Origin of the sequence: Kitasatospora sp. NPDC028055 (assembly GCF_040637885.1) — a bacterium.
Lineage (GTDB): Bacteria > Actinomycetota > Actinomycetes > Streptomycetales > Streptomycetaceae > Kitasatospora.
Genome location: NZ_JBEZXE010000024.1, coordinates 57,767 through 79,323, shown reverse-complemented (window position 1 = coordinate 79,323; position 21,557 = coordinate 57,767). Strand labels below are relative to the sequence as shown.

At 74.5% G+C, this 21,557-nt stretch carries 15 protein-coding genes; 4 read left to right on the top strand and 11 right to left on the bottom strand.

Annotated features, from left to right (window positions below; genetic code table 11):
* Positions 1-13 precede the first annotated feature (13 nt).
* Together AB0F71_RS23280 and AB0F71_RS23275 are read right to left on the bottom strand one after the other, a co-directional pair.
* Positions 14-499, bottom strand: coding sequence for a DUF1453 domain-containing protein (locus AB0F71_RS23280; RefSeq protein WP_360237567.1), 486 nt, complete (start codon positions 497-499; stop codon positions 14-16).
* A gap of 154 nt (positions 500-653) precedes the next feature.
* Complete coding sequence (locus tag AB0F71_RS23275; protein ID WP_360237565.1) at positions 654-2,765, bottom strand: DNA topoisomerase IV subunit B; 2,112 nt, start codon at positions 2,763-2,765, stop codon at positions 654-656.
* 538 nt (positions 2,766-3,303) lie between these two features.
* On the opposite strand from AB0F71_RS23275, the gene AB0F71_RS23270 reads away from it, so the two are divergent.
* Positions 3,304-3,537, top strand: coding sequence for a hypothetical protein (locus AB0F71_RS23270; protein WP_360237563.1), 234 nt, complete (start codon positions 3,304-3,306; stop codon positions 3,535-3,537).
* Positions 3,538-3,755: 218 nt separating this feature from the next.
* Here the strand turns inward: AB0F71_RS23270 and AB0F71_RS23265 are convergent, their stop codons facing one another.
* The 8 genes from AB0F71_RS23265 to AB0F71_RS23230 form a co-directional block, all read right to left on the bottom strand.
* Positions 3,756-4,724, bottom strand: a complete 969-nt coding sequence (locus AB0F71_RS23265) for a serine protease (protein WP_360237561.1) — start codon at positions 4,722-4,724, stop codon at positions 3,756-3,758.
* Positions 4,725-4,914: 190 nt separating this feature from the next.
* The gene (locus AB0F71_RS23260) at positions 4,915-6,558 is read right to left on the bottom strand and encodes an RNA polymerase sigma factor (protein ID WP_360237559.1); all 1,644 of its coding nucleotides are present in this window, start codon (positions 6,556-6,558) and stop codon (positions 4,915-4,917) included.
* 495 nt (positions 6,559-7,053) lie between these two features.
* Entirely contained in the window at positions 7,054-7,986 is a 933-nt protein-coding gene (locus tag AB0F71_RS23255) for a FadR/GntR family transcriptional regulator (protein ID WP_360237557.1), read from the bottom strand.
* A gap of 174 nt (positions 7,987-8,160) precedes the next feature.
* A complete protein-coding gene (locus tag AB0F71_RS23250) occupies positions 8,161-9,066 on the bottom strand; it encodes a hypothetical protein (protein ID WP_360237555.1) in 906 nt (301 codons plus the stop codon).
* Positions 9,067-9,069: 3 nt separating this feature from the next.
* Entirely contained in the window at positions 9,070-10,629 is a 1,560-nt protein-coding gene (locus AB0F71_RS23245; protein WP_360237553.1) for an ATP-binding cassette domain-containing protein, read from the bottom strand.
* 159 nt (positions 10,630-10,788) lie between these two features.
* Complete coding sequence (locus AB0F71_RS23240) at positions 10,789-11,121, bottom strand: hypothetical protein (RefSeq protein ID WP_360237551.1); 333 nt, start codon at positions 11,119-11,121, stop codon at positions 10,789-10,791.
* A gap of 255 nt (positions 11,122-11,376) precedes the next feature.
* On the bottom strand, positions 11,377-12,135 hold the full coding sequence (locus AB0F71_RS23235) for an NUDIX domain-containing protein (protein WP_360237549.1): 759 nt from the start codon (positions 12,133-12,135) through the stop codon (positions 11,377-11,379).
* Between the two features lie 143 nt (positions 12,136-12,278).
* Complete coding sequence (locus tag AB0F71_RS23230; RefSeq protein WP_360237636.1) at positions 12,279-14,402, bottom strand: glycogen debranching N-terminal domain-containing protein; 2,124 nt, start codon at positions 14,400-14,402, stop codon at positions 12,279-12,281.
* 581 nt (positions 14,403-14,983) lie between these two features.
* Between AB0F71_RS23230 and AB0F71_RS23225 the strand changes: the two genes are divergently transcribed.
* On the top strand, positions 14,984-16,297 hold the full coding sequence (locus AB0F71_RS23225; protein WP_360237547.1) for an alpha/beta fold hydrolase: 1,314 nt from the start codon (positions 14,984-14,986) through the stop codon (positions 16,295-16,297).
* 31 nt (positions 16,298-16,328) lie between these two features.
* On the opposite strand, the gene AB0F71_RS23220 is transcribed toward AB0F71_RS23225, so the two are convergent.
* Complete coding sequence (locus tag AB0F71_RS23220; RefSeq protein WP_360237545.1) at positions 16,329-17,888, bottom strand: DUF4192 domain-containing protein; 1,560 nt, start codon at positions 17,886-17,888, stop codon at positions 16,329-16,331.
* A 229-nt stretch (positions 17,889-18,117) separates the two neighbouring features.
* Between AB0F71_RS23220 and AB0F71_RS23215 the strand changes: the two genes are divergently transcribed.
* Both AB0F71_RS23215 and AB0F71_RS23210 read left to right on the top strand, forming a co-directional pair.
* Positions 18,118-20,313, top strand: coding sequence for a RecQ family ATP-dependent DNA helicase (locus AB0F71_RS23215; protein ID WP_360237543.1), 2,196 nt, complete (start codon positions 18,118-18,120; stop codon positions 20,311-20,313).
* Between the two features lie 366 nt (positions 20,314-20,679).
* A complete protein-coding gene (locus AB0F71_RS23210) occupies positions 20,680-21,399 on the top strand; it encodes a hypothetical protein (protein ID WP_360237541.1) in 720 nt (239 codons plus the stop codon).
* Positions 21,400-21,557: the final 158 nt, after the last annotated feature.

Here is a 21,557-nt window from a genome sequence, read left to right as displayed (position 1 = left end):
TCACGGCGGCGGATCAGTTCAGTACGGCGGTGGCCCGCGCGGGCTCCAGCGACCGGGCCCTCCAGTTGACCACGAGCGAGCGGACCAGCAGCAGGACCGCCATGCCGAGCATCAGCGAGCTGCCCGCCTGGTGGACGCCCAGGGCCGAGCCGGCCGCGTACAGCCCGATCCGGACGACGATCATGCCGCCCCAGGCGGCCAGGGTGGCCTTGGTGCCCTTGACCATGACGTTGCCGTCGGCGGCCCGCCAGATCCGGACGGTCCAGCCCCAGACCGTCCCCATCGCGAGGGTGGTGACCAGCCCGGCGGCGAGCAGGACGCCCGACAGCACGGTGTGCTGGTGGTCGATGACCTGCGGGTCGCGCAGCGCGAGCACGCCCAGGATCAGCGGGAGCAGCCAGAAGCGGCGTTCGGTGTCCAGTCGCTGGACGCGCATCTGGCGTCCGACGACCAGAACCACCACCGCGGCGATCACGAGGAGGTTGGCGAGGGATCCCATCGGATTCTCCGTCCCGGGAGAGGCGTGTTGCTGACCTCTCCGACGCTACGGATCCGGCGCTCTCCGCTGATCGGAGCCGGGGTGGACCCCGGGTGGAACCGACGGCGCGGGGGCCCTCCACCCGTGGGTGGAGGGCCCCCGTCGTCCGGCCGCGTCAGGCGTCGATGCGCGAGCGGTCCAGGGTGGCCGCCGAGTCCACGATGAACTCCTTGCGCGGGGCGACGTCGTTGCCCATCAACAGGTCGAAGATCTTCTCGGCCTGCTCCAGGTCGCCCAGGTTGATCCGGCGCAGGGTGCGGTGGCGCGGGTCCATGGTGGTCTCGGCCAGCTGGTCGGCGTCCATCTCGCCCAGGCCCTTGTACCGCTGCACCGGCTCCTTCCAGCGCTGCCCCTTGCGCTGGAACTCCAGCAGGGTGGAGCGCAGCTCGGCGTCGGAGTAGGTGTAGTGGTACTTCTCCTGGCCGCGCTTGGGGTTGGTGAGCTCGATCCGGTGCAGCGGCGGGACAGCGGCGAAGACCCGGCCCTGCTCGACCATCGGCCGCATGTAGCGGTGGAAGAGGGTCAGCAGCAGGGTGCGGATGTGCGAGCCGTCGACGTCGGCGTCGGCCATGAAGATCACCCGGCCGTACCGGGCCTGGTCGATGTCGAAGGTGCGGCCCGAGCCGGCCCCTATCACCTGGATGATCGCGGCGCACTCGGCGTTCTTGAGCATGTCGCTCACCGAGGCCTTCTGCACGTTGAGGATCTTGCCGCGGATCGGCAGCAGCGCCTGGAACTCGGAGTTGCGGGCGAGCTTGGCGGTGCCGAGCGCGGAGTCGCCCTCGACGATGAACAGTTCGCTGCGGTCGACGTCGTCGCTGCGGCAGTCGGCCAGCTTGGCGGGCAGCGAGCTGGTCTCCAGCGCGGTCTTGCGGCGCTGGGCCTCCTTGTGCTGCCGGGCGGCGACCCGGGTGCGGGCGGCGGCGACGACCTTCTCCAGCACGGCCCGGGCCTGCTGCTTCTGGTCCTTCTTGGCCGAGGTGAGGAAGGCCTTGAGCTCCTTGGCGACGACGGCCGCGACGATCCGGTTGGCCGCCGAGGTGCCGAGCACCTCCTTGGTCTGGCCCTCGAACTGCGGCTCGGCGAGCCGGACGGTGACCACGGCGGTGAGGCCCTCGGTGGCGTCGTCCTTGGTGATGTCGTCCTCGGCGACGCGCAGCAGCTTGGCGCCGCGCAGCGCCTCGTTGACGGTCTTGGCCAGCGAGCGCTCGAAGCCGGTGACGTGGGTGCCGCCCTTGGGGGTGGCGATGATGTTGACGAAGGAGCGCAGGGTGGTGTCGTAACCGGTGCCCCAGCGCAGCGCGATGTCCACGCCGAGGTGGCGGGTCACCTCGGTGGGGGTCATGTGGCCGAGCTCGTCCAGGACCGGCACGGTCTCCTTGAAGGTGCCCTCGCCCTGCAGCCGCACCACGTCGCTGACCGGCTTGTCGGGGGCCAGGAACTCGCAGAACTCGGCGATGCCGCCGTCGTAGTGGAAGACCGACTCCTCGACCTGCTCGCTCTCGGTGAGCCGCTCGTCACGCACGACGATGGTCAGGCCGGGGACGAGGAAGGCCGTCTGCCGGGCGCGGTTGTGCAGGTTCTCCAGGGAGAGCTTGGCGTCCTTGAGGAAGATCTGCCGGTCGGCCCAGTAGCGGATCCGGGTGCCGGTGCGGGTCTTGGGCACCTTGCGGGTCCTGGTGGTGCCGTTGGCGGGCTCGAAGGGCGCGTCCGGGCTGGCCTCGGTGAAGATGCCGGGGGTGCCGCGGCGGAAGCTGATCGCGTGGGTGTGGCCGCCGCGGTCGACCTCGACGTCCAGCCGCGCGGAGAGCGCGTTGACGACCGAGGCGCCGACGCCGTGCAGACCGCCGGAGGCCGCGTACGAGCCGCCGCCGAACTTGCCGCCCGCGTGCAGCTTGGTCATCACGACCTCGACGCCGGACAGCCCGGTCTTGGGCTCGACGTCCACCGGGATGCCGCGGCCGTTGTCGCGGACCTCCACCGAGGAGTCCGGGTGCAGCAGCACCTCGATCCGGTCGCAGTAGCCGCCCAGCGCCTCGTCCACCGAGTTGTCGATGATCTCCCAGAGGCAGTGCATCAGGCCGCGGCTGTCGGTGGAGCCGATGTACATGCCGGGTCGCTTGCGGACGGCCTCCAGGCCCTCCAGGACGAGCAGGTGCCGCGCGGTGTAGTTGGAACCGTCGTCGCCGGCCAGCAGCGCGGACGGCACGGTCGTTTCGGCACTCACGCGGCACTCTCCTCGGTGAAGTTCTGTCTCATCGGTCACATCCGGACGCATCCGGACCAACCGCCAGTGCAGCACGCCGCACCGACAGTCGTCGCTCTGTGTGCTCGCGCCCCTGCGACGGGTGCACAGCACGGCGGGCCGGCCCCGCGCAGCTTGTACGCGCTGCGCGAACAAGGACCGCGCCCGGGTGTGGGCCCCGGGGGCGCCATCTCCTCCCGGTACCACCGGTCCTGGCGGATCGTGGGGTCCGGCACAGGCTCCGGAACTGCCGTTATGCAGGCTACCCGGGCCCGGGACGGGGCTTATGCTCCAACCCGGCAGAGGATTATGCTACGCGGACCTCGAACCCCGTCCCGATCGGACGTTCGAGCGCAGGGCGGATCCCGGGATTCGGCACGCATGAACCACCGACGCCCGGGGCACCTCCTCATCAACACAGCAGAATCCTCAGAGAAGAAAAGCCACGAGCGGGAACGTTTTCGGCCTGGTTGGATGTTGACCCTGGTACGACAGCTCGTCGAGCTAGAGAAGAGGCGACGTGACTACTGTTCTGACACCTGCGAGCCCGCTCACCGCGGCTGACCGCTGCGACCGATGCGGCGCCCAGGCCTACCTGCGCGTCGTACTCGCCAGCGGCGGAGAGCTGCTCTTCTGCGCCCACCACGGCCGGAAGTTCGAGCCCGAGCTCAAGAAGATCGCCGTGGAGATACAGGACGAGAGCGGCCGTCTCAGCACCGGCACCACCGCGGCGGCCACCGACGAGGAGCGCTGATCCCAGGCGCCACCACCAGCAGCCAGCGTCGAGCTGTGTCCGGCCGCGCACCGCGCGCGACCGGGGAGCCGGGTGGTCGACCCCTTCGGGGGCCGACCACCCGGCTTCGCTGTTCTCCCGACCGTTCCCCCTCGTTCGCCGCCGCCCGGACCACGGGGCGCCCCGGCCCCGGCCGAAACAGCGTCAGAACGTCATCACCCCATCACCCTCGGCGATGATCAGAGCGCGGAGCGCACCGCGTCCGTGACCGAGGACACCCTGGTGTAGACCCCGGGGTGGGCCGCCTCGGCGCAGCCCGTCCCCCAGGAGACCAGCCCGACCAGTCGGCCGGCCACGATCAGCGGGCCGCCGCTGTCGCCCTGGCAGGCGTCCTTGCCGCCCTTCTCCTCCCCCGCACAGACCATGCCGCGGGCGTCGAACTTGCCCTCCGGCCCACCCGGGTAGGCGTGGGCGCAGGTCTGGTCCGCGACGATCGGCACGTCCACCCGGCGCAGCACCGGCGAGTAGTCGCCCCGCCCGCTGGTGTCGCCCCAGCCGTAGACCTGCGCCGCCGTCCCGGCCGCGTACGGCGCGCTCTCGCCCTGGCCGACCAGCTCGACCACCGGCCGGGAGCCCTGCGACGTGTCCAGGGTGAGCACCGCGACGTCGTTCATGTTCGCGGCGAAGTTGTAGTCGGGGTGGATCCAGATCCGCTGGACGGCCACCTCGTGGCCGGCCGAGCCGCGCATGTCGTCCCGGCCGACGATCACCTTGAGCCCCGGGCGGTCCACCCGGCCCTTGGCCTCGTCGTAGAAGCAGTGCGCGGCCGTCACCACCTTGGTCGGGGTGACCAGCGCGCCCCCGCAGAACTGGCCGGAGCGCCCGCTGCCGAACTGCTGGCGACTGGCCAGCGCCACGATCCACGGGTGGTCGGCGGTGCTCACGGTGGCGCCCCCGACGACCCGGCGCTGCGCCTCCGCCGGGCCGGCCGCACCGAGCGCCGCCAGCGGCACCGGAACGGCGGCGAGCAGCGCCAGCAGCGCGCCCCGTCGCCGCAGGCGGCGGCCGGTCCGGGCGACGGCCGGAACGGCGGCCGGGACGACGGCCGGAACGGCGGCCCGGTCGCTCCGGCGCGGGACGGGGGTCGGCAGATCGGCTCGGTCCGGGACGGTCAGCACCGTGACTCCACAAGGCTCGGCAGCAGGCAACCGGCACAGCGTAGGTGACCGACTACACTGGGCGACCGCTTCCCGACGTGCCGCCACCCGGACGAGCGACAAGCGCCACCCGGACGCTGACGCACCGTCCCCGAACGGCCCGAAGGCCCGGAACCGTGGGGTTCCGGGCCTTCGTCACGTACTGCTGCCGGTCGAACCTGCCGACCGGTCGTGCCGCCGATCAGTCCAGGTAGTCGCGCAGCACCTGGGAGCGGGACGGGTGGCGCAGCTTCGACATGGTCTTCGACTCGATCTGGCGGATGCGCTCACGGGTGACCCCGTACACCTTGCCGATCTCGTCGAGCGTCTTCGGCTGGCCGTCGGTCAGGCCGAAGCGCATCGAGACCACGCCGGCCTCGCGCTCGGACAGGGTGTCCAGCACCGAGTGCAGCTGCTCCTGGAGCAGGGTGAAGGAGACCGCGTCGGCCGGGACGACCGCCTCGGAGTCCTCGATCAGGTCACCGAACTCGCTGTCGCCGTCCTCGCCGAGCGGGGTGTGCAGCGAGATCGGCTCGCGGCCGTACTTCTGGACCTCGATGACCTTCTCGGGGGTCATGTCGAGTTCCTTGGCCAGCTCCTCCGGGGTGGGCTCGCGGCCCAGGTCCTGGAGCATCTGGCGCTGGACGCGGGCCAGCTTGTTGATGACCTCGACCATGTGCACCGGGATGCGGATGGTGCGGGCCTGGTCAGCCATGGCGCGGGTGATCGCCTGGCGGATCCACCAGGTGGCGTAGGTCGAGAACTTGTAGCCCTTGGTGTAGTCGAACTTCTCGACCGCACGGATCAGACCGAGGTTGCCCTCCTGGATCAGGTCCAGGAACAGCATGCCGCGGCCGGTGTAGCGCTTGGCCAGCGAGACCACCAGGCGGAGGTTGGCCTCCAGCAGGTGGTTCTTGGCCCGGCGGCCGTCCTCGGCGATGATCTCCAGCTCGCGCTTGAGCTTGGGGGCGAGCTTGTCGGCGGCCGAGAGCTTGTCCTCGGCGAACAGGCCGGCCTCGATGCGCTTGGCGAGCTCGACCTCCTGCTCGGCGTTGAGCAGCGGGACCTTGCCGATCTGCTTGAGGTAGTCCTTGACCGGGTCGGCGGTGGCACCGGCGACGGCGACCTGCTGGGCCGGCGCGTCGTCCTCGTCGTCGTCGGAGAGGACGAAGCCCTGCGACTCCTCCTCGGGCTCCGCCTCCTCGCCCGCCTTGTCGCCGGGCAGCGCGACGTCCTCGAGCAGCTCCTCCTCGCCGATGAGCTCCTCGTCGCCCTTGCCGGCCTTGGCGCTGGTGGTCTTCTTGGCGGCGGTCTTCTTGGCGGGCGCGGCGGTCTTCTTGGCCGCGGCCTTCTTGGCCGGTGCGGCCTTCTTCGCCGCAACGGCCTTCACCTCGGTGACGACCGTGGTCGTCTCCACGACGGTGATGTCGGCGGACACGGTGGGGGCGGGCGCCGCGGCGGCGGCGACGGCCGGAGCCGCGACGGGAGCGCCGGGGGCGATCCGCACGGGCGGCTTGGTCGGGGCCGACGGAGCGGCCGGGGTCCGGGTGGTGACAGCCTTGGTGGCGGTGCGCTTGGTGGGGCTCTTGGCGGCAACGCTCTTGCGCTTGGCGCCGGCCGGCTCGGCCGCGCTGACCATGAGGTCCACGCCCTCCTCAATCAGCACCTGATTGAGGCTGCGCATGACGTTCTTCCACTTGGTGACCGGGATCTGGTCCGCCTCGAACGCCTGGCGCACGTCGTCACCGGCGATCTGCCCCTGGGCCTTGCCCCGCTCGATGAGCGCCAGCAGAGCCGCGGACTCGGCGATCTCGGGGGGAAGCGAACGGGATGTGCTGGCCGACACGAACAACCTCTCGGACGATGAGTGGACTCGAACCCGTACCGGCCGCCCGAGCGGGCGGGGAAGGAGATCGCGCGTCGGACGCGCGGTGTCGATTCCGACCGACTCGGGCTTGAGGACTGGGTTTGCAGGACGGCAGCAGCGCCGCGGACCAACACAGCATTCTGACATGTTGGAGTATTCCGGAGCTGCTTCCGCTCAGGACACATCGCTGCTACTCGTCAAGTGTTACGCATGGCCTTGGTGTCGCGGGTCACACCGTTCGGTGCCCTCGACCCCGGGCCGGTCATCCATCATCGCGCACTCGCGCCGGAGTTGATTGTCATGCTCGGGGCAGCTGGGGTGTACGGGCAGAACCCGGGCGGCGCACAGGCAGAACACGGGCGGCGCGCGGGCGTCCACGCGAAGGCCCTCCGGCTGCGCCGCGCGGTGCGGCGGCCGGAGGGCCCTGGCGGAGCGGCCCGCACCCGGCGGGCCCACTCGCGGAGAACAGCCCGCTCAGTGCTCCCGGGGAGCGGGGACGGAGGGCTCCAGCTCGGGGTGGACGGTGAGCAGCGCGCGCATCGCGGCCTCGCCCGCGGTGCCGTCGCCGGTGCCCAGCGCGTCCACCAGCCGGGCGTGCAGGTTGACCGAGGACTCGGAGGGCCGCTCGCAGGAGATGGTCGGACCGCCCGAGACCTGCAGCGCGCAGGAGACGATCCCGGACAGGTGCTCCAGCATCCGGTTGCCGGCCATCTGCAGGACCAGCCCGTGCAGCTCGGCGTCGGCCCGGGTGTAGGTGGACAGGTCGGCCTGGGCGGCGGCGTGGCCCATGATCTCGACCAGCTCGACCAGCCGCTGCTGGACGTCCTCCCGGCCGTGGCCGGCGGCGAGCCGGGCGGCCAGCGGCTCGATCGCCCAGCGGAGCTCGAACAGCTCCCGGCGCTGCTCGTCCCGCTGCGGCCCGAAGGCCCGCCACTCGATGATGTCCGGGTCCAGCAGGTTCCAGTCGCTGACCGGGCGGACCCGGGTGCCGACGTTCGGGCGGGCGCTGACCAGGCCCTTGGCCTCCAGCACGCGCAGCGACTCGCGGACGACGGTCCGGGACACCTCGAACCGCTGGCCGATCTCCTCGGGCACGAGCGGACGGTCGGCGCCGAGGTCGCCGGAGACGATCATCTGGCCGAGCTGCTGGACCAGCTGGCCGTGCAGGCCGCGACCACGGCTGCTGGTGGTCTTGCGGCCGACCCGGCCGATGTCGGACTCGGCGCCCTCCCAACGGGGCGCCGGCGGCGTCGGCCGGTCGGCGTACGAGAAGCGGTCCAGGTCGCCGGGGCCGTGGATCGGCCCGTCGGCGGAACGGGCGGGGGTCATGGTGGGGTGCGCAAGGGTACTCACGCCTCCTTTGTCGGCGATCGGCAGGCGCAGCTTGAGAATTCTCGTGAAAAGCACACGAAAGGGTGATCGACCGTGACTGGATAATTGACTTCTTATCAGGAAGAACCGCGCATTGCGGTCACTGCTGGTCGATCTTGGTGGTTCGGGACGGCGGACCACCCCGGGACGGGCGGTGCTGGTCCACGGGGTGGGTCATTGGGGTGGGGCATTGGGGGGGCGCCGGGTGGGTCAGAGCGCGCGGCGGCGGGCCTGGACGAGCAGGGCGGCCAGCAGCAGGGCCCCCGCGGGGGCCGCGACCGCCGCGAGCAGCGCCGGGTCCGTCAACGCCGCGCCCCTGGCCGCCGCCTCGCGCGTTCCGCCGTACACCCAGCCGTAGGCCCATTCGACGCCGGACTGGAAGGGCAGCAGCTCCGCCGCCCGGGTCGGCCACGGGCGGCCGGTGCGCCGCAGCAGCAGGGCGACACCGGACTCCAGCAGCGGCGGCAGCGCGCACAGCAGCAGCACCCCGGCGGCGGCGCTGCGGGTCAGCGAGGCGGTCAGCACACCGGTCCAGGCGGCCACCACGGTCAGCAGGACGAAGGCCAGCAGCGCGGCCGGTACCCCGTGCCCGATCGCCGGGGCCAGCGGGGCGAACAGGCCCGGCAGGCCGGCCGGCCCGTCCAGCCCGACGGCGCCCAGCGCCGCGGACGCCCCGCCGGACAGCGCGCCCGGATCCGTCCGGGCCGCCACCGTCACGCCGTCCGGCAGCGCGAGGTGCACGGCCACCAGGTCGACCAGCAGGGTGGCCAGCGCCAGCAGCGCCGCCACCGGGCCGACCACCAGCAGCTTGGCCAGCAGCAGCCGCACCCGGCGCCCGTACGCCACCTGCGAGGCCGCCAGTCCCGGGTGACGCACCTCGTGGCCGTACGAGAGCGCGCCCAGCACACCGGCGCCGAGCGCCGCGAAGGGCAGCGGGATCAGCGGGACGGCGGCGGTCAGCAGTCGCACCCCGGCCGGGCCGCCCAGCGGGCCGGGCGGGGCCTGGCTGGCCAGGACGGCGGCCACGACCGCGTCGCAGAGCAGGACGGCGGCGAGCAGCAGCCAGGTGGAACGCAGGCCGCGCAGGCGGCGCAGCTCGTAGGCCAGGACACGCACGGTTCACTCGCTCCGGTGGTCGTCGGGGGTGGCGGGGGCCGCAGGGGTCGCGGGGGCGGCGGAGGCGGCGGGGCTGTTGCCGGGGGTGACCCGGCCGAGGCGGACGGTGTCGTCGGTGAGCAGGTCGGCGCCGCTCCCGAGGGCGGGCCGCGGCTCGGGCGTGCGCACGGTCACGGGCTCGGTCCGGGTCACTGCCTCGGCCACGGAGGCGGTCGCGGCCGCGGAGGCGGAGGCGGAGGCGGAGGCGGTGCGGACCGGCTCGGTGAGGGGCTCGGGGGCCGGGGCGGGCCGGTCGCGGAAGAGCCGCTCCACGGCGACGGTGGGGGCGGACGCGGGGGCCGGCTTTCGGGTGGTGGCGGCGAGGACGGGCAGGGCAGCCGTCACGGCGGCGACCGGGAGCGCCCTGGTGCTCCGGACCGCGTCCTCGCGGGGACGGCCCTCCGAGGCGGGCTCCGGCACAGCGGCTCCGGGGAGCACAGGCTCGCCCGGGGTGGGGTCGACGGCGGTGGGGTCGGCGGCGGTGGGGTCGGCGGCGGGCCGATGGACCGGGTCGGGGCCGGGCTCGGGGCTCGACGCAGGGCTCGACTCGGGGCCGGGCCGCGGGGCCTCGGCGCCGGCCTCTGCCTCCGGCTGGAGAAGGAGCCGACCCGAACGGCCGGAGGCCGTCGGCAGGGCGGCGCGGGGCACCGGCTGCTCGACCACCCGGTCGGCCAGCTCGTGCAACAGGATCCCGTGGCGGTAGGCGAGTTCACCGATCTCGGTGCGGTCGATGCCCGCCACCGCGATCCCCGCGCCGCCGTCCCGGCGGACCTCGGCGCCCTGACTGACCAACAGATCCGCGAGCCGTGCCATCTGCGGCCCCCGGACGGCCACTTCGGGGCTCAGCCTGGTCCGGCAGAACTCCGCCACCGGCTGGTCGGCCAGCATCCGGCCGCGGTCCAGGGTCACCACCCGGTCCGCCAGGTGGGCCGCCTCCTGCGGGGTGCGGGTGGTCACCAGCACGGTTCCGCCCGCGACGGCGAAGGAGCGCAGGAAGGAGTGGAACCACTCGACGTTGCGCGGGGACAGGCCCTCAGTCGGCGCGTCCAGCAGCAAGGTGCCGGGATCGCCGAGCAACGCGGCCGCCAGCGAGAGGCGGCGGTGCATCCCCGGGGAGAAGGTGCGCAGCCGCTGTCCGGCGACGGCGGCCAGCCGGGTCTGCTCCAGCAGCTCGTCGGCCCGACGGGTCGGGACGCCGACCGCCGCGGCCAGCATCCGCAGGTGCCCGCGCGCCTTGCGGCCCGGGTTCCCGGCCACCGCCGCGGCCCCTTCCCCGGGGCCCGGCAGCAGCACACCGATCTCGCGCTCGGGGCGGCGGATCCGGCGGTAGGTGCGGCCCTCGAAGAGCGTGATGCCCTGGCCCCGTTCGAGTTCGAGCATCAGCCGCAGCGCCGTGGACTTGCCCGCCCCCTCGTCGCCGAGCAGTGCGGTCACCATCCCGGGCCGGGCGTCGAAGGTCAGATCGAGCACCGCGGGCGGGGCGCCCTTGCGATGGACCTTGGTCAGTCCGGTGATCTGGATCATCGCTGGCTGCTCCCATGCCCTCGGTCGACCTGCTCGACGCCAGCACATTAGGGGTCAGCGCCGCCGATTCCGGGCATTACCGAACCGCCACGGGCCCACCGACTGCCCACCTCACCCGATCAGGGGACAATCCGATCCTGCGATTCACCGGGGCGGCGGCTACGACGGGCCGCCGGCTTTGCCCCTTCCCGGGTCGGCGGCCGGAGCATCGGTGGTCAGGAATTCCGCGGCACCGGGCGGCAGTGGCTGGCCGACGCACTCCCCCTGGTACTCCTCGACGGCGGTCTTGCCCGCGACGGCGATCTGGGCCAGCTGCTCCTGCTCCGCGCTCAGCCGCTCCTCCGCGGAGGCGATGGCCTGCGGGTCGGCGTGCGCGGCCTTGAGGGCGGCCAGCTGCTTCTCGGTGCGGTCGGTAGCGGCGGTGAGGTTCTTGAACTCCTCCACGCGGCTCTCGATGATGCGTCGCTGCCGGGCACAGTCGTCGATGGCCATCAGGGGGCTCCCACGGTTCGAAGGCCTCCGGTCCGGTGACCGAAGCGTCCACGGCCACTGTGCGCCGGTGGCGCCGCACCGGCCTCCGGGCCTGGGCCGTTCGGCGACCGCGGAAGGAAGCGGGGTGGGGCGGGGCGGGGCGGGGTCCGGGGGGAGCCGGGTCCAGGGGGAGCCGGGTCCAGGGGGAGCCGGGTCCGGGGGGAGCCGGGTCCGGGGGGAGCCGGGTCCGGGGTGACCGGCCGGGGTCGTCGGGGCTCAGGAATCGGGGCGGAGCATCGGCGGGTTGAGGACGGTCGCCCCGCCGGCGGTGAAGAGCTGCGCCGGGCGACCGCCCTGACGGGTGGTCGTGCCCCCGGAGGGAAGGAGGAAACCGGGAGTGCCGGTGACCTTGCGGTGGAAGTTGCGCGGGTCGAGGGCGACGCCCCAGACGGCCTCGTAGACGCGGCGCAGCTCGCCCACGGTGAACTCGGTCGGGCAGAAGGCGGTGGCCAGGGAGGAGTACTCGATCTTGGAGCGGGCCCGCTCCACACCGTCAGCGAGGATCAGGCCGTGGTCGAAGGCCAGCGGAACTCCGTCGGCCGGGCTCCCGCCGAGGAGTTCGCCGACCGGCGCCCAGCGGGCGCTGCTGGCGTCACCGCCGGCCCGGGGGGTCGGGAGGTCGGGGGCGAGCACCAGGTAGGCGACGCTGACCACGCGCATCCGGGGGTCGCGCTGCGGGTGGCCGTAGGTGGCGAGCTGCTCCAGGTGGGCACCGGCCGCGCCGGGGCCGACCGCCTCGTGGCCGGGGGCGGAGTGGGCGCGCAGGCCGGTCTCCTCGGCCAGCTCGCGGGAGGCCGCCTCGGCCAGGCCCTCGTCCGGCCGGACGAAGCCGCCGGGCAGCGCCCAGTACCCCTGGTAGGGCGGCTCACCCCGTCTGACCAGCAGGGCGCAGAGCGAGTGGTCGCGCACCGTCAGAACCACCAGGTCAACCGTGACAGCGAACGGGGGGAAGGCCGACGGATCGTAGCGCGACATGGCGACGATCATAGTCGTCTCTCTGACGATAAGCACAGGCCCGTGCGCGGAGCGCACAGCCACCGCACCCCCGGTCGTCCGACACGGTTCGCGCACGGGCGGACCCGGCGAACGCTCCCAGCGGGTGGTGGCAGGGGCTGGTGTCAGCGGGCGACCAGTTGCAGGTGCGCGGAAGCCTCCTCCACCATCGCCACTCCGATCCGGCTCACCCGCACCGAGAAGGGCTCCCCCGCCACCCGCAGGCCGGTCAGTTCGAGTTCGCCGAGCGGGGCGGTGCTGGCCGGGCGGACCAGGACCCGGCCGCCGGGGACGTCCGGCCGGACTCCGGCGAGTGCGAACACCGCGTGAACGGCTCCGGCCGCGGAGACCGCCGCCGGGCGGCAGGCGGCCGGGTGCGGCACCGGTGGGCAGCCGGGGATGCGCTGCTCGCCCGCGTACATCTCCGGTAGCCGCCCCTCGAAGTGGGCGGAGGCGGCGAGCAGGCCCTCCAGGAGGGCGCCGGCCTCGTTCTCGTGGCCGGCCTCGGCGAGCCCGGCGATCGCCAGCGCGGTCTCGTGGATCCGCACCGCGCCGCCGCGGTGGCCCAGCGGGTTGAAGCGGGGCGACTTGGCACTGAGGGTACGCAGGCCCCAGCCGCTGTCCAGCTCGGGCGCGACCAGCCGCTGGGCGAGCAGCCGGGTGTGCTCGCGGTCCAGCAGGCTCTCGTGCCGGCCGCCGTCGGCGGCGAGCCCGGTGTCGAGCAGGTGCACCAGGGAGGCGGCGACGGCGGGCAGCGGCTGGCCGCCCGGGGCCAGCCCGGCGGCGGGGCGGCCGCCGGAGAGGTCGTCGATCCAGAACCGCTCGCGGAAGCGTCCGCGCAGTTCGGCGGCCCAGGCCCGCCATTCCCCGGCGCCCGGCCTGCCGAAGGCCTCCAGCAGCTCGGCGCCGTGCAGGGCGGCGCGGTGGGCCTGCGCCTGCACCTCGGCGCGGGCGGCGACCGGCTGGGCGGCGCGGTCCTCCGCCGGGCGGCCGAGGTCGGTGACGAAACCGTCGACCAGGCCCTCGCGCAGGGCGGCCAGGGCCCGCTCGGCGGACGGGAGCAGCTCGACCACCTCCGCCCGGGGCAGCCCCCAGCGCCAGGCCTCGGCCAGCACCGTGACGAACAGCAGGGTGGCCTCGGTGGCCGTGCAGGTGGGCGGCAGCTCGGGGCCGCCGTGCCGCAGGCCCCCGGGGAACAGGCCCTCGGTGCGTCCGGGGGCGGGGGCGAGCTGCTGGCGGCGGGCCAGCGCGCGCAGGGTGCCGGCCGCGAGCCGGGTGCCGAGCGGGAGGGTCAGCCGGGCGGCCCAGAGCGCGTCGGCCGGGGCGAGTCCGAAGCGCCAGGGCGCGCCGGAGGCCGGGTAGAGGTCGGTCGGGCGGTCCGGGTCGGCGAACAGCAGCCCGCCGAGGGCGTCCAGGGAACGGTCGACCAGCAGCGTGGCGCGCGGGTCGTCGCTGCGCACCTCCGGTTCGGCCCAGGGCAGCGGGACGCCGGTGCCGCGCCCGCCCGGCGGGCGCGGGCCGCCGGGGACGCTCTCCAGCTCGGCCCGCAGCTCGACCGACCAGCGGGCGCCGGGCTGGACCTCCAAGTCCCAGCGGAGCACCCCGGCCCCGGCGAGGACGGCGTGCGGCGAGGGCTTGGCCCCGACCACGGCGCTGTGCACCGGGCCGGACCAGCGCAGCCCGGCGGACTGCACCTGGCCGGGCAGGTCGGGCGGGCGGTGCCCGGCGGCGATCTCGGCGACCGGGCCCAGGTCGGTGCCGAGGGCGATCTCCAGCGGCAGCCGGGCGGGCCGGGCTCCGGTGTTGCGCACCGTGACGGTCTCCACGCCGTCCGCGTGGCGCAGCCGCTCGACCGTGAGCGCTGGGTCCGGGTCGAGGTCGCCGGGGAGGCGGACCGCGCCGAGGAAGCGGGCCTGGGCAGCGCTGGTCAGGGTGCCCTGGAGCGGCAGCGGCTCCATCCCGCCCAGCCGCAGCTCCATCCGGGCCAGCACCCGGACGCCGTTGCGGTAGAAGCCGTGCAGACCGTGGCCGCGCAGCTGGCCGTCCGGCCCGGAGGCGGCCATCGCCGGGGCGTTGACGCAGAGCAGCACGTGGTGGACGGCCGGGGGCTGGGGGCGCGGCGGGGCCGCCGGCCGGCCGGAGCCGACGGGTGCGCCTGCGGGCCCGGCCGCCGGGAACTGGTCGGGACGGCCGACCGGTCTGGGCGCGCCGACCACGCTCTCGGCCGGCATGGCCTGCAGTGGCCTCATGGCGGTCACCGGACTCTCCTCCCCTCGGCGGTCCGGTGGCTGTCAGGCCGGTGGGCCGCGAGCATGCTCGATCACGTGCTGGTGGTGCCCGGCCGACGAGCTCGCTCCCGTCGGCGGTGGTGCCGTGTCTGGCCGTACCCGACGGTGGGCCGTGCCATGCGGCGTGCGGTACCGGTCCGGTACCGGCGCTCCGCGCCGTTCGCGTCGGGCGCCCCCGGTCGTGCCCGGTACGCCGTCACCTCCGGGCCCCCCGGGCTGCCGGTGACGCCCCGCCCGTGCCACCCCGTCTCCGCGACCGCCGGACGCAGGGCCCCCGGGGGGTGAACGCCGCGCACCGCCGCCAGGTCACGCCCGCCGGGGCTGCCGCTGGTCGCGCCCGGCCGCCAGACGGTCGCGCCGCCCCCGGCCCGAGCCGCACTCCGGGGCCCGGGGCGCCGCAGGCCGGCCGGTCCGGTGGGCGGAGGCGGTCGAACCGGTGCTCGACCGCGGTCAGGATACGGTGCGGGGGTCGCGGCGCCCGTAGCCGGTGACCCCGCGAACCGCGACGCAACCGCTGTGACCAGCAGAGACCGAGGAGTTGCATGTCCACCGTCAGCCGACTGCCCGGGATTGTCACGACCGACCACGTCTTCGAGGTCCCGCTCGACCACGCCTCCCCGGAGGGCGAGCAGATCGAGGTCTACGCCCGCGAGGTGGTGGCCTCCGGCCGCGAGCGGGACGACCTGCCCTGGCTGCTGTTCCTCCAGGGCGGCCCCGGCGGCAAGGCCGCCCGCCCGCTCGGCCGGGACGCCTGGCTGGAGCGTGCCCTGGACGACTACCGGGTGCTGCTGCTCGACCAGCGCGGCACCGGCAGGTCCACCCCCGCGACCCGGCAGACCCTCGCCCGGCGTGGCGGCCCGCAGGAGCAGGCGGACTACCTCGCTCACTTCCGCGCGGACGCCATCGTCCGGGACGCCGAGCTGATCCGCCACCGGCTGCTCGGCGCCGACCGGCGCTGGAGCGTGCTCGGCCAGAGCTTCGGCGGCTTCTGCACCCTCACCTACCTCTCCTTCGCTCCCGAAGGCCTGACGGAGGCCTTCATCACCGGCGGCCTCTCCGGCCTCGGCAGTTCGGCGGACGACGTCTACCGCGCCGCCTACCCGCGCGTCGTCCGCAAGAACGAGGACCACTACGCCCGCTTCCCGCAGGACGTCGAGGCCGTCCGGCGGATCGCCGCCCACCTGGCCGACACCCCCGCCACGCTGCCCGACGGCGGGCTGCTCACCGTCGAGGCCTTCCAGGTGCTCGGGATGATGCTCGGCGGCGGCAGCGGCTCCGGAGCCCTGCACTACCTCCTGGAGGAGGCCTGGGTGGAGGGCCCGGCCGGGGCCGAGCTCTCCGACACCTTCCTGGCCGGCGTCCATGCCCGGCTCTCCTTCGCCGAGGGCCCGCTGTACGCCGTGCTGCACGAGTCGATCTACGGCCAGCGCTCGGTGGACCAGGGCGGCACCGCCTGGTCGGCGGAGCGGATCCGCAAGGAGTTCCCGCAGTTCGACGCCCGGGCGGCGCTGGCGGGCGACGCTCCGGTGCTGTTCACCGGGGAGATGATCTACCCCTGGATGTTCGACACCGACCCGGCGCTGCGCCCGCTCAAGGAGACCGCGGACCTGCTCGCCGCCCGCACCGACTGGCCCGACCTCTACGACCCGGCGCGGCTGGCCGCCAACACCGTGCCCGTCGTGGCGGCGGTGTACCACGACGACATGTACGTGGACACCGCCGACTCGCTGGAGACCGCCCGCGCGGTGCGCGGCCTGCGGACCTGGATCACCAACGAGTGGGAGCACGACGGCCTGCGGGTGAGCGGCGGCAAGGTGCTGGACCGGCTGATCAAGATGGCGCACGGGGAGGCGTAGCACCCTCCCGACCGGTGGGGCGGCGGGCGGTTCAGTGCGCACGGCGGGCTCCTCTCACCGCCTGTCGGGCACCGCGGCAGCGGTGCAGGCCGGTACCGGACCGGACGGCGGCGGAGGCGCAGGCCCCCACCCGGCCGAGGCGCACGCCCCGGGTGGGCCGTTCCCCGGCCGTCGGCCCGCAGCCCGGGGCCGGGAGCAGGGCGACCGAGCCCCGGGGCCGACCGGCCGACCCCGGCTCGCCGGACCGGTCGGGACCGCCCGGGCCCCGATCGTCCGGGCCCGGGGCCGGCGTCGGAGTCGGGGTCGGCGTCGGGGTCGAGGTCGGGGCGGCGGCCGCGGAACCGCCCTTCCGCCGCCCGCCCCGGCGCCGTCGGCGCGCCCCGCCCGTCGGACCGGAGCGCGGCCCGGGCTCGCCGTCCGGGGCGCGCTCGGCGCCCGGCGGTGCCCCCGGCCCGTCGTCGGTCGCGGGCCCGGAGCCGACCCCGCGCCGCACCGCCGCCGTGCGCTCCTCGCGCCGCCGTCGCTGGGCCTCGACGGCGGACAGCAGCGCCCCGGGCGACATGCCGTCGTTCATCGACTCGTACAGCAGCTCGGCCAGCAGGTAGCCCGGCGAGAGCCGCAGCACGTGGCCGAGCACCACCCGGGCGGTGGCCGTGTCCCCCGCGACCCAGGACGCCCAGGCCAGCAGGGTGAGCGGGGCCACCGCGCAGCCCTCGTACGGCGGGACGGCCCGCCGGGCGAGGAAGCGCCAGAGCCGCTCGGCGGGGGCGAGCTCGGCCGGCCGGACGAACTCGACGCCGCGGTCCCTGGTGAGGCGGTCCCGCAGGGCGAACAGCAGCCGGGCCGCCCGCTCCTCGTCGAGCTCCCGGGCACCGGCCGCGAACTCGGCGAAGGCCTGCTCCAGCAGTGCGAGGCCCTGCTCCCGGGAGACCGACCCGGCGAGCGACTCGGCGCGGGCGAGCGCCCCGCGCTGCGCGGCGTCCGCCGGCGGGCCGACCGGGGCCAGCGCGCCGACGATCGCCTTCCGGCTGCCGCGCGGCACCAGGCCCGCCACCGTCGCGGCGGCGGCCGCCGGGCCCGGATCGGGCCCGCGCCGCACCGGGTTGCCCGCGGGATCACAGCAGCCCTCCCGGCGACAGAGGAAGGACCACCAGCGGCCGTCCGAGACGCACAGCGACTCCTTGACGGCCACTCCCCTGCGCCCAAAGGCCGCGCGCAGTTGGTCGGCCAGCGGCCGCAGTTCGCCCACCGCGGGCGGGGCGTGCGCCGTGACCCGATCCTGGCAGAGGTAGAGGAGCACCTCGAACGGCCGGCTGCCGTGCCGCTCGGAGAGGGCGACCAGCAGGGCGGCCGTCTCCTCGGCCGCCGCCGGCCAGTCCGCGGGCGAGGCCGGGAGGTCCGCCCGGATGACCCCGCCCTGGTGGAGGTCGGGGCCCTGGAGACCCACCGCGACGATGCTGTCGTCGGGGTAGAACCCCAGGAGGTAGGGCAACAGCTCGGCCATGTCGGCCGGACCGCGCATGAGGACGGGCCGCTGCTCGGAAGCCGGGCCCAGGGACAGGGTGACGTGTTCGTTGTTCATCTCGTTCATGGCCGCAAGCGTGGCCGCAATGCGAGAACGACTCCGGCACTTTCTCTTTTCCTGTGGATAACTCGGCCCCCGAATTTTCCTTCGCTCGATCGGAGCACACGACGGCCACTCCGGAGAGTGAATTTCAGCGGCCGTTCAGCGGATCAACGGATGAAATACACCCGGCCTTCCCCTCCGCCGTCTCACCCGCATTCGCCCCTTGTCGGCGGCATGGGGTTACATCGAGGCCATGCAGCAGCCCGAGTTCCACACCACCGCCACCGCCGACCGCGCCGAGGTCCGGGCGCGGGCCGAGGCCGTCCTGCGCGAGCTGGCCGGCCCCGCCGCCAGCCTGCGCGAGGACCAGTGGACGGCGATCGAGGCCCTCGTGGTCGACCACCGCCGCGCCCTGGTCGTCCAGCGCACCGGCTGGGGGAAGTCCGCCGTCTACTTCATCTCCACCGCCCTGCTCCGGGCCCGCGGCGCCGGGCCGACGGTGATCGTCTCCCCGCTGCTCGCCCTGATGCGCAACCAGGTCGAGTCGGCGGCCCGGGCCGGGATCCACGCCCGCACCATCAACTCGGCCAACACCGAGGAGTGGGAGGAGGTCCAGGCCGAGGTCGCCGCCGGGAAGGTCGACGTCCTCCTGGTCAGCCCCGAGCGGCTGAACAACCCGGACTTCCGCGACCAGGTACTGCCGAAGCTCGCCGCCTCCACCGGCCTGCTGGTGGTCGACGAGGCCCACTGCATCTCCGACTGGGGCCACGACTTCCGCCCGGACTACCGCCGGCTGCGCACCATGCTGGCCGACCTGCCGCCCGGCGTCCCGGTGCTGGCCACCACCGCCACCGCCAACGCCCGGGTCACCGCCGACGTCGCCGAGCAGCTCGGCACCGGCAGCACCGACGAGCACGCCCTGGTGCTGCGCGGCCCGCTCGACCGGGAGAGCCTCACCCTGGGCGTGCTCGCGCTGCCCGACCCGGCGCACCGGCTCGCCTGGCTGGCCGACCACCTCGACCGGCTCCCCGGCTCGGGCATCGTCTACACCCTGACGGTGGCCGCCGCCGAGGAGGTGACGGCCTTCCTGCGCGAGCGCGGCTTCCCGGTGGCCTCCTACTCCGGCCGCACCGAGGACGCCGAACGCCGGACCGCCGAGGCCGACCTGCTGGCCAACCGGGTCAAGGCGCTGGTCGCCACCTCCGCGCTCGGCATGGGCTTCGACAAGCCCGACCTCGGCTTCGTCGTCCACCTGGGTTCGCCCAGCTCCCCGATCGCCTACTACCAGCAGGTCGGCCGGGCCGGCCGCGGAGTGGACCGGGCCGAGGTGCTGCTGCTGCCCGGGCGCGAGGACGAGGCGATCTGGCGCTACTTCGCCTCGCTCGCCTTCCCGCCGGAGGAGCAGGTGCGGCGCACCATCGACGCGCTCGCCGAGGCCGGCCGCCCGCTCTCCACCGCCGCCCTGGAGCCCCGGGTGGACCTGCGCCGCGCCCGGTTGGAGACCATGCTCAAGGTGCTGGACGTGGACGGCGCCGTCCGCCGGGTCAAGGGCGGCTGGACAGCCACCGGGCAGAGCTGGGCGTACGACGCCGCCCGCTACGCCAAGGTCGCCGCCTCCCGGGAGGCGGAACAGCGGGCGATGCGCGAGTATGCGGCGACCACCGGCTGCCGGATGGAGTTCCTGCGCCGCCAGCTGGACGACGAGCAGGCCGTGCCGTGCGGGCGGTGCGACAACTGCGCGGGGCCGCTGCACACCCCGGAGGTCTCCGCGGAGGCACTGGCCGCCGCCCGGGCCGCACTCGGCCGCCCGGGTGTGAGCTTCGAACCGCGCCGACTCTGGCCGACCGGGATGGACGCACTCGGGGTGCCGTTGAAGGGCCGGATCCCGGCGGGCGAACAGGCGGAGACCGGCCGGGCGCTCGGCCGGCTGTCCGACATCGGCTGGGGCACCCGGTTGCGCACCCTGCTCGCCGACCAGGCGCCGGACGTGCCGGTGCCCGGCGAGGCGGTGGACGCCCTGGTCGCGGTGCTGGCCGACTGGGCCCGCGGCCCCGGCGGCTGGGCCGGGCCCGCGACGGCGGAGGGCACCCGGCTGGAACGGCCGGTCGGTGTGGTGACCATGGCCTCCTCGACCCGCCCGCAGCTGGTCGGCAGCCTCGGCGCGCGGATCGCCGAGGTCGGACGGCTGCCGCTGCTCGGCCGGATCGAGTATGCCGGCGGGCTGCCGCCGCACGGGGCCCGCAGCAACAGCGCCCAGCGGCTGCACTCACTGGCCGGGTCGCTGGTGCTGCCGCCGGAGCTGGAGCAGGCGGTGGCGGCCGCCGGCGGACCGGTGCTGCTGGTGGACGACCTCGTGGACTCGGGGTGGACGGTCACCGTGGCCGCCCGGCTGCTGCGCCGCGCGGGGGCCGGCGCGGTGCTGCCGTTGGTCCTGGGGGTGCAGGGGTGAGCGGGCGGCGGGTTGCCCTCGCCCCCGAGGCCGCCATCACTCGAATGGCCTAACGGAAAGGAGTCGCCAGGGCGATTTCGATCACATCGGAGATCCAACCGGAGAAAGGAGGGCCCAGCGCGCCGACAACGGTTCGACATGCCCTTCGCGTGATGTGGATCAAGGTCGGGCGTCACCCGAACCCCACTCGGGCCGACCTGGAACATATCCGGCAGAACATGGGCTATCGGGTGGCGTTCATCATTTCATCGTTGCCGCTCCGGCCCCGTTGCCCTGAGAATTGGGAGGTACCCGAAATCCGGTCCGCTGGGCCCGCCCTTCGGCGTACCCAGGCACCCGCCTGCCCACGGGCCAGGAAGGAGGATCGTGATCAACGGTATCGACCGAGGTCAGCATCCCCTCTCCGGAGGTTCGGCGCCCAGACGGCTGCTGGACCTGGAGACCTGGACCGCCTCGGGGATCCCGTTGCTGCGCGATCCGCGCGAGTTCGTCCTGGAACTGCACCAGCGCCACCTGCCCCAGCCGGGCACGGTCGTGGTGGCGGTCCTGGACGCGCTCCACCACCTGGCAGCCTCGGCCTCGTTCACGCCCTGGCCGCACGACACCGACGGCTGGCAGCACCGGAACGCCCTGCTGACGCACCTACGCCGGGTCACCCCGCACGACCTGCGCCAGCCCGAGCCGACCCGGACGGCCGTGCTGCTGCGCTGCCGCGACGGTGCGCCCGGCTGGACGGAACAGGACGGCGCCTGGATGTGGGCGTTGCGGGACGCGGCCGGGCTGCACGGGCTGCGCTGCGGCTCGTACATCGGGCTCACCGCGACGGGCTGGCAGATCCTCGGCGACGGGCGGGGCGGGCGCAATCCACACGCGGGTTCGTGGGCGGACGGGCCGCTGCACATCGTGACGGAGCTGCCACCGCGGTCGGTGCTCGACGACGCCCCGCGCAGCCAGCGGGCCCGGCAGCAGGCCGCCGAACAGGCCAAGCGAGCCGAAGCCCCGCAGCGCTCACCGCAGGCCGAGCCGCCGTGGATCCCGGCGCGGGTCACGGCCGTGGAACCGGGCCGTCGCACCGGCACGCGCTGACCGGCACTCGCTGACCGGCATCCGCTGGCCGACACGTGGTGACCGGTCCGAGCCGCCGGCCACGGGCCGCGAGCAGTACGGACGGGCAACGCGGACGGGCAGTACGAACGAGCCCGGGCCCGGCACCGTACGGCACCGGGCCCGGGGTGAGGACGACG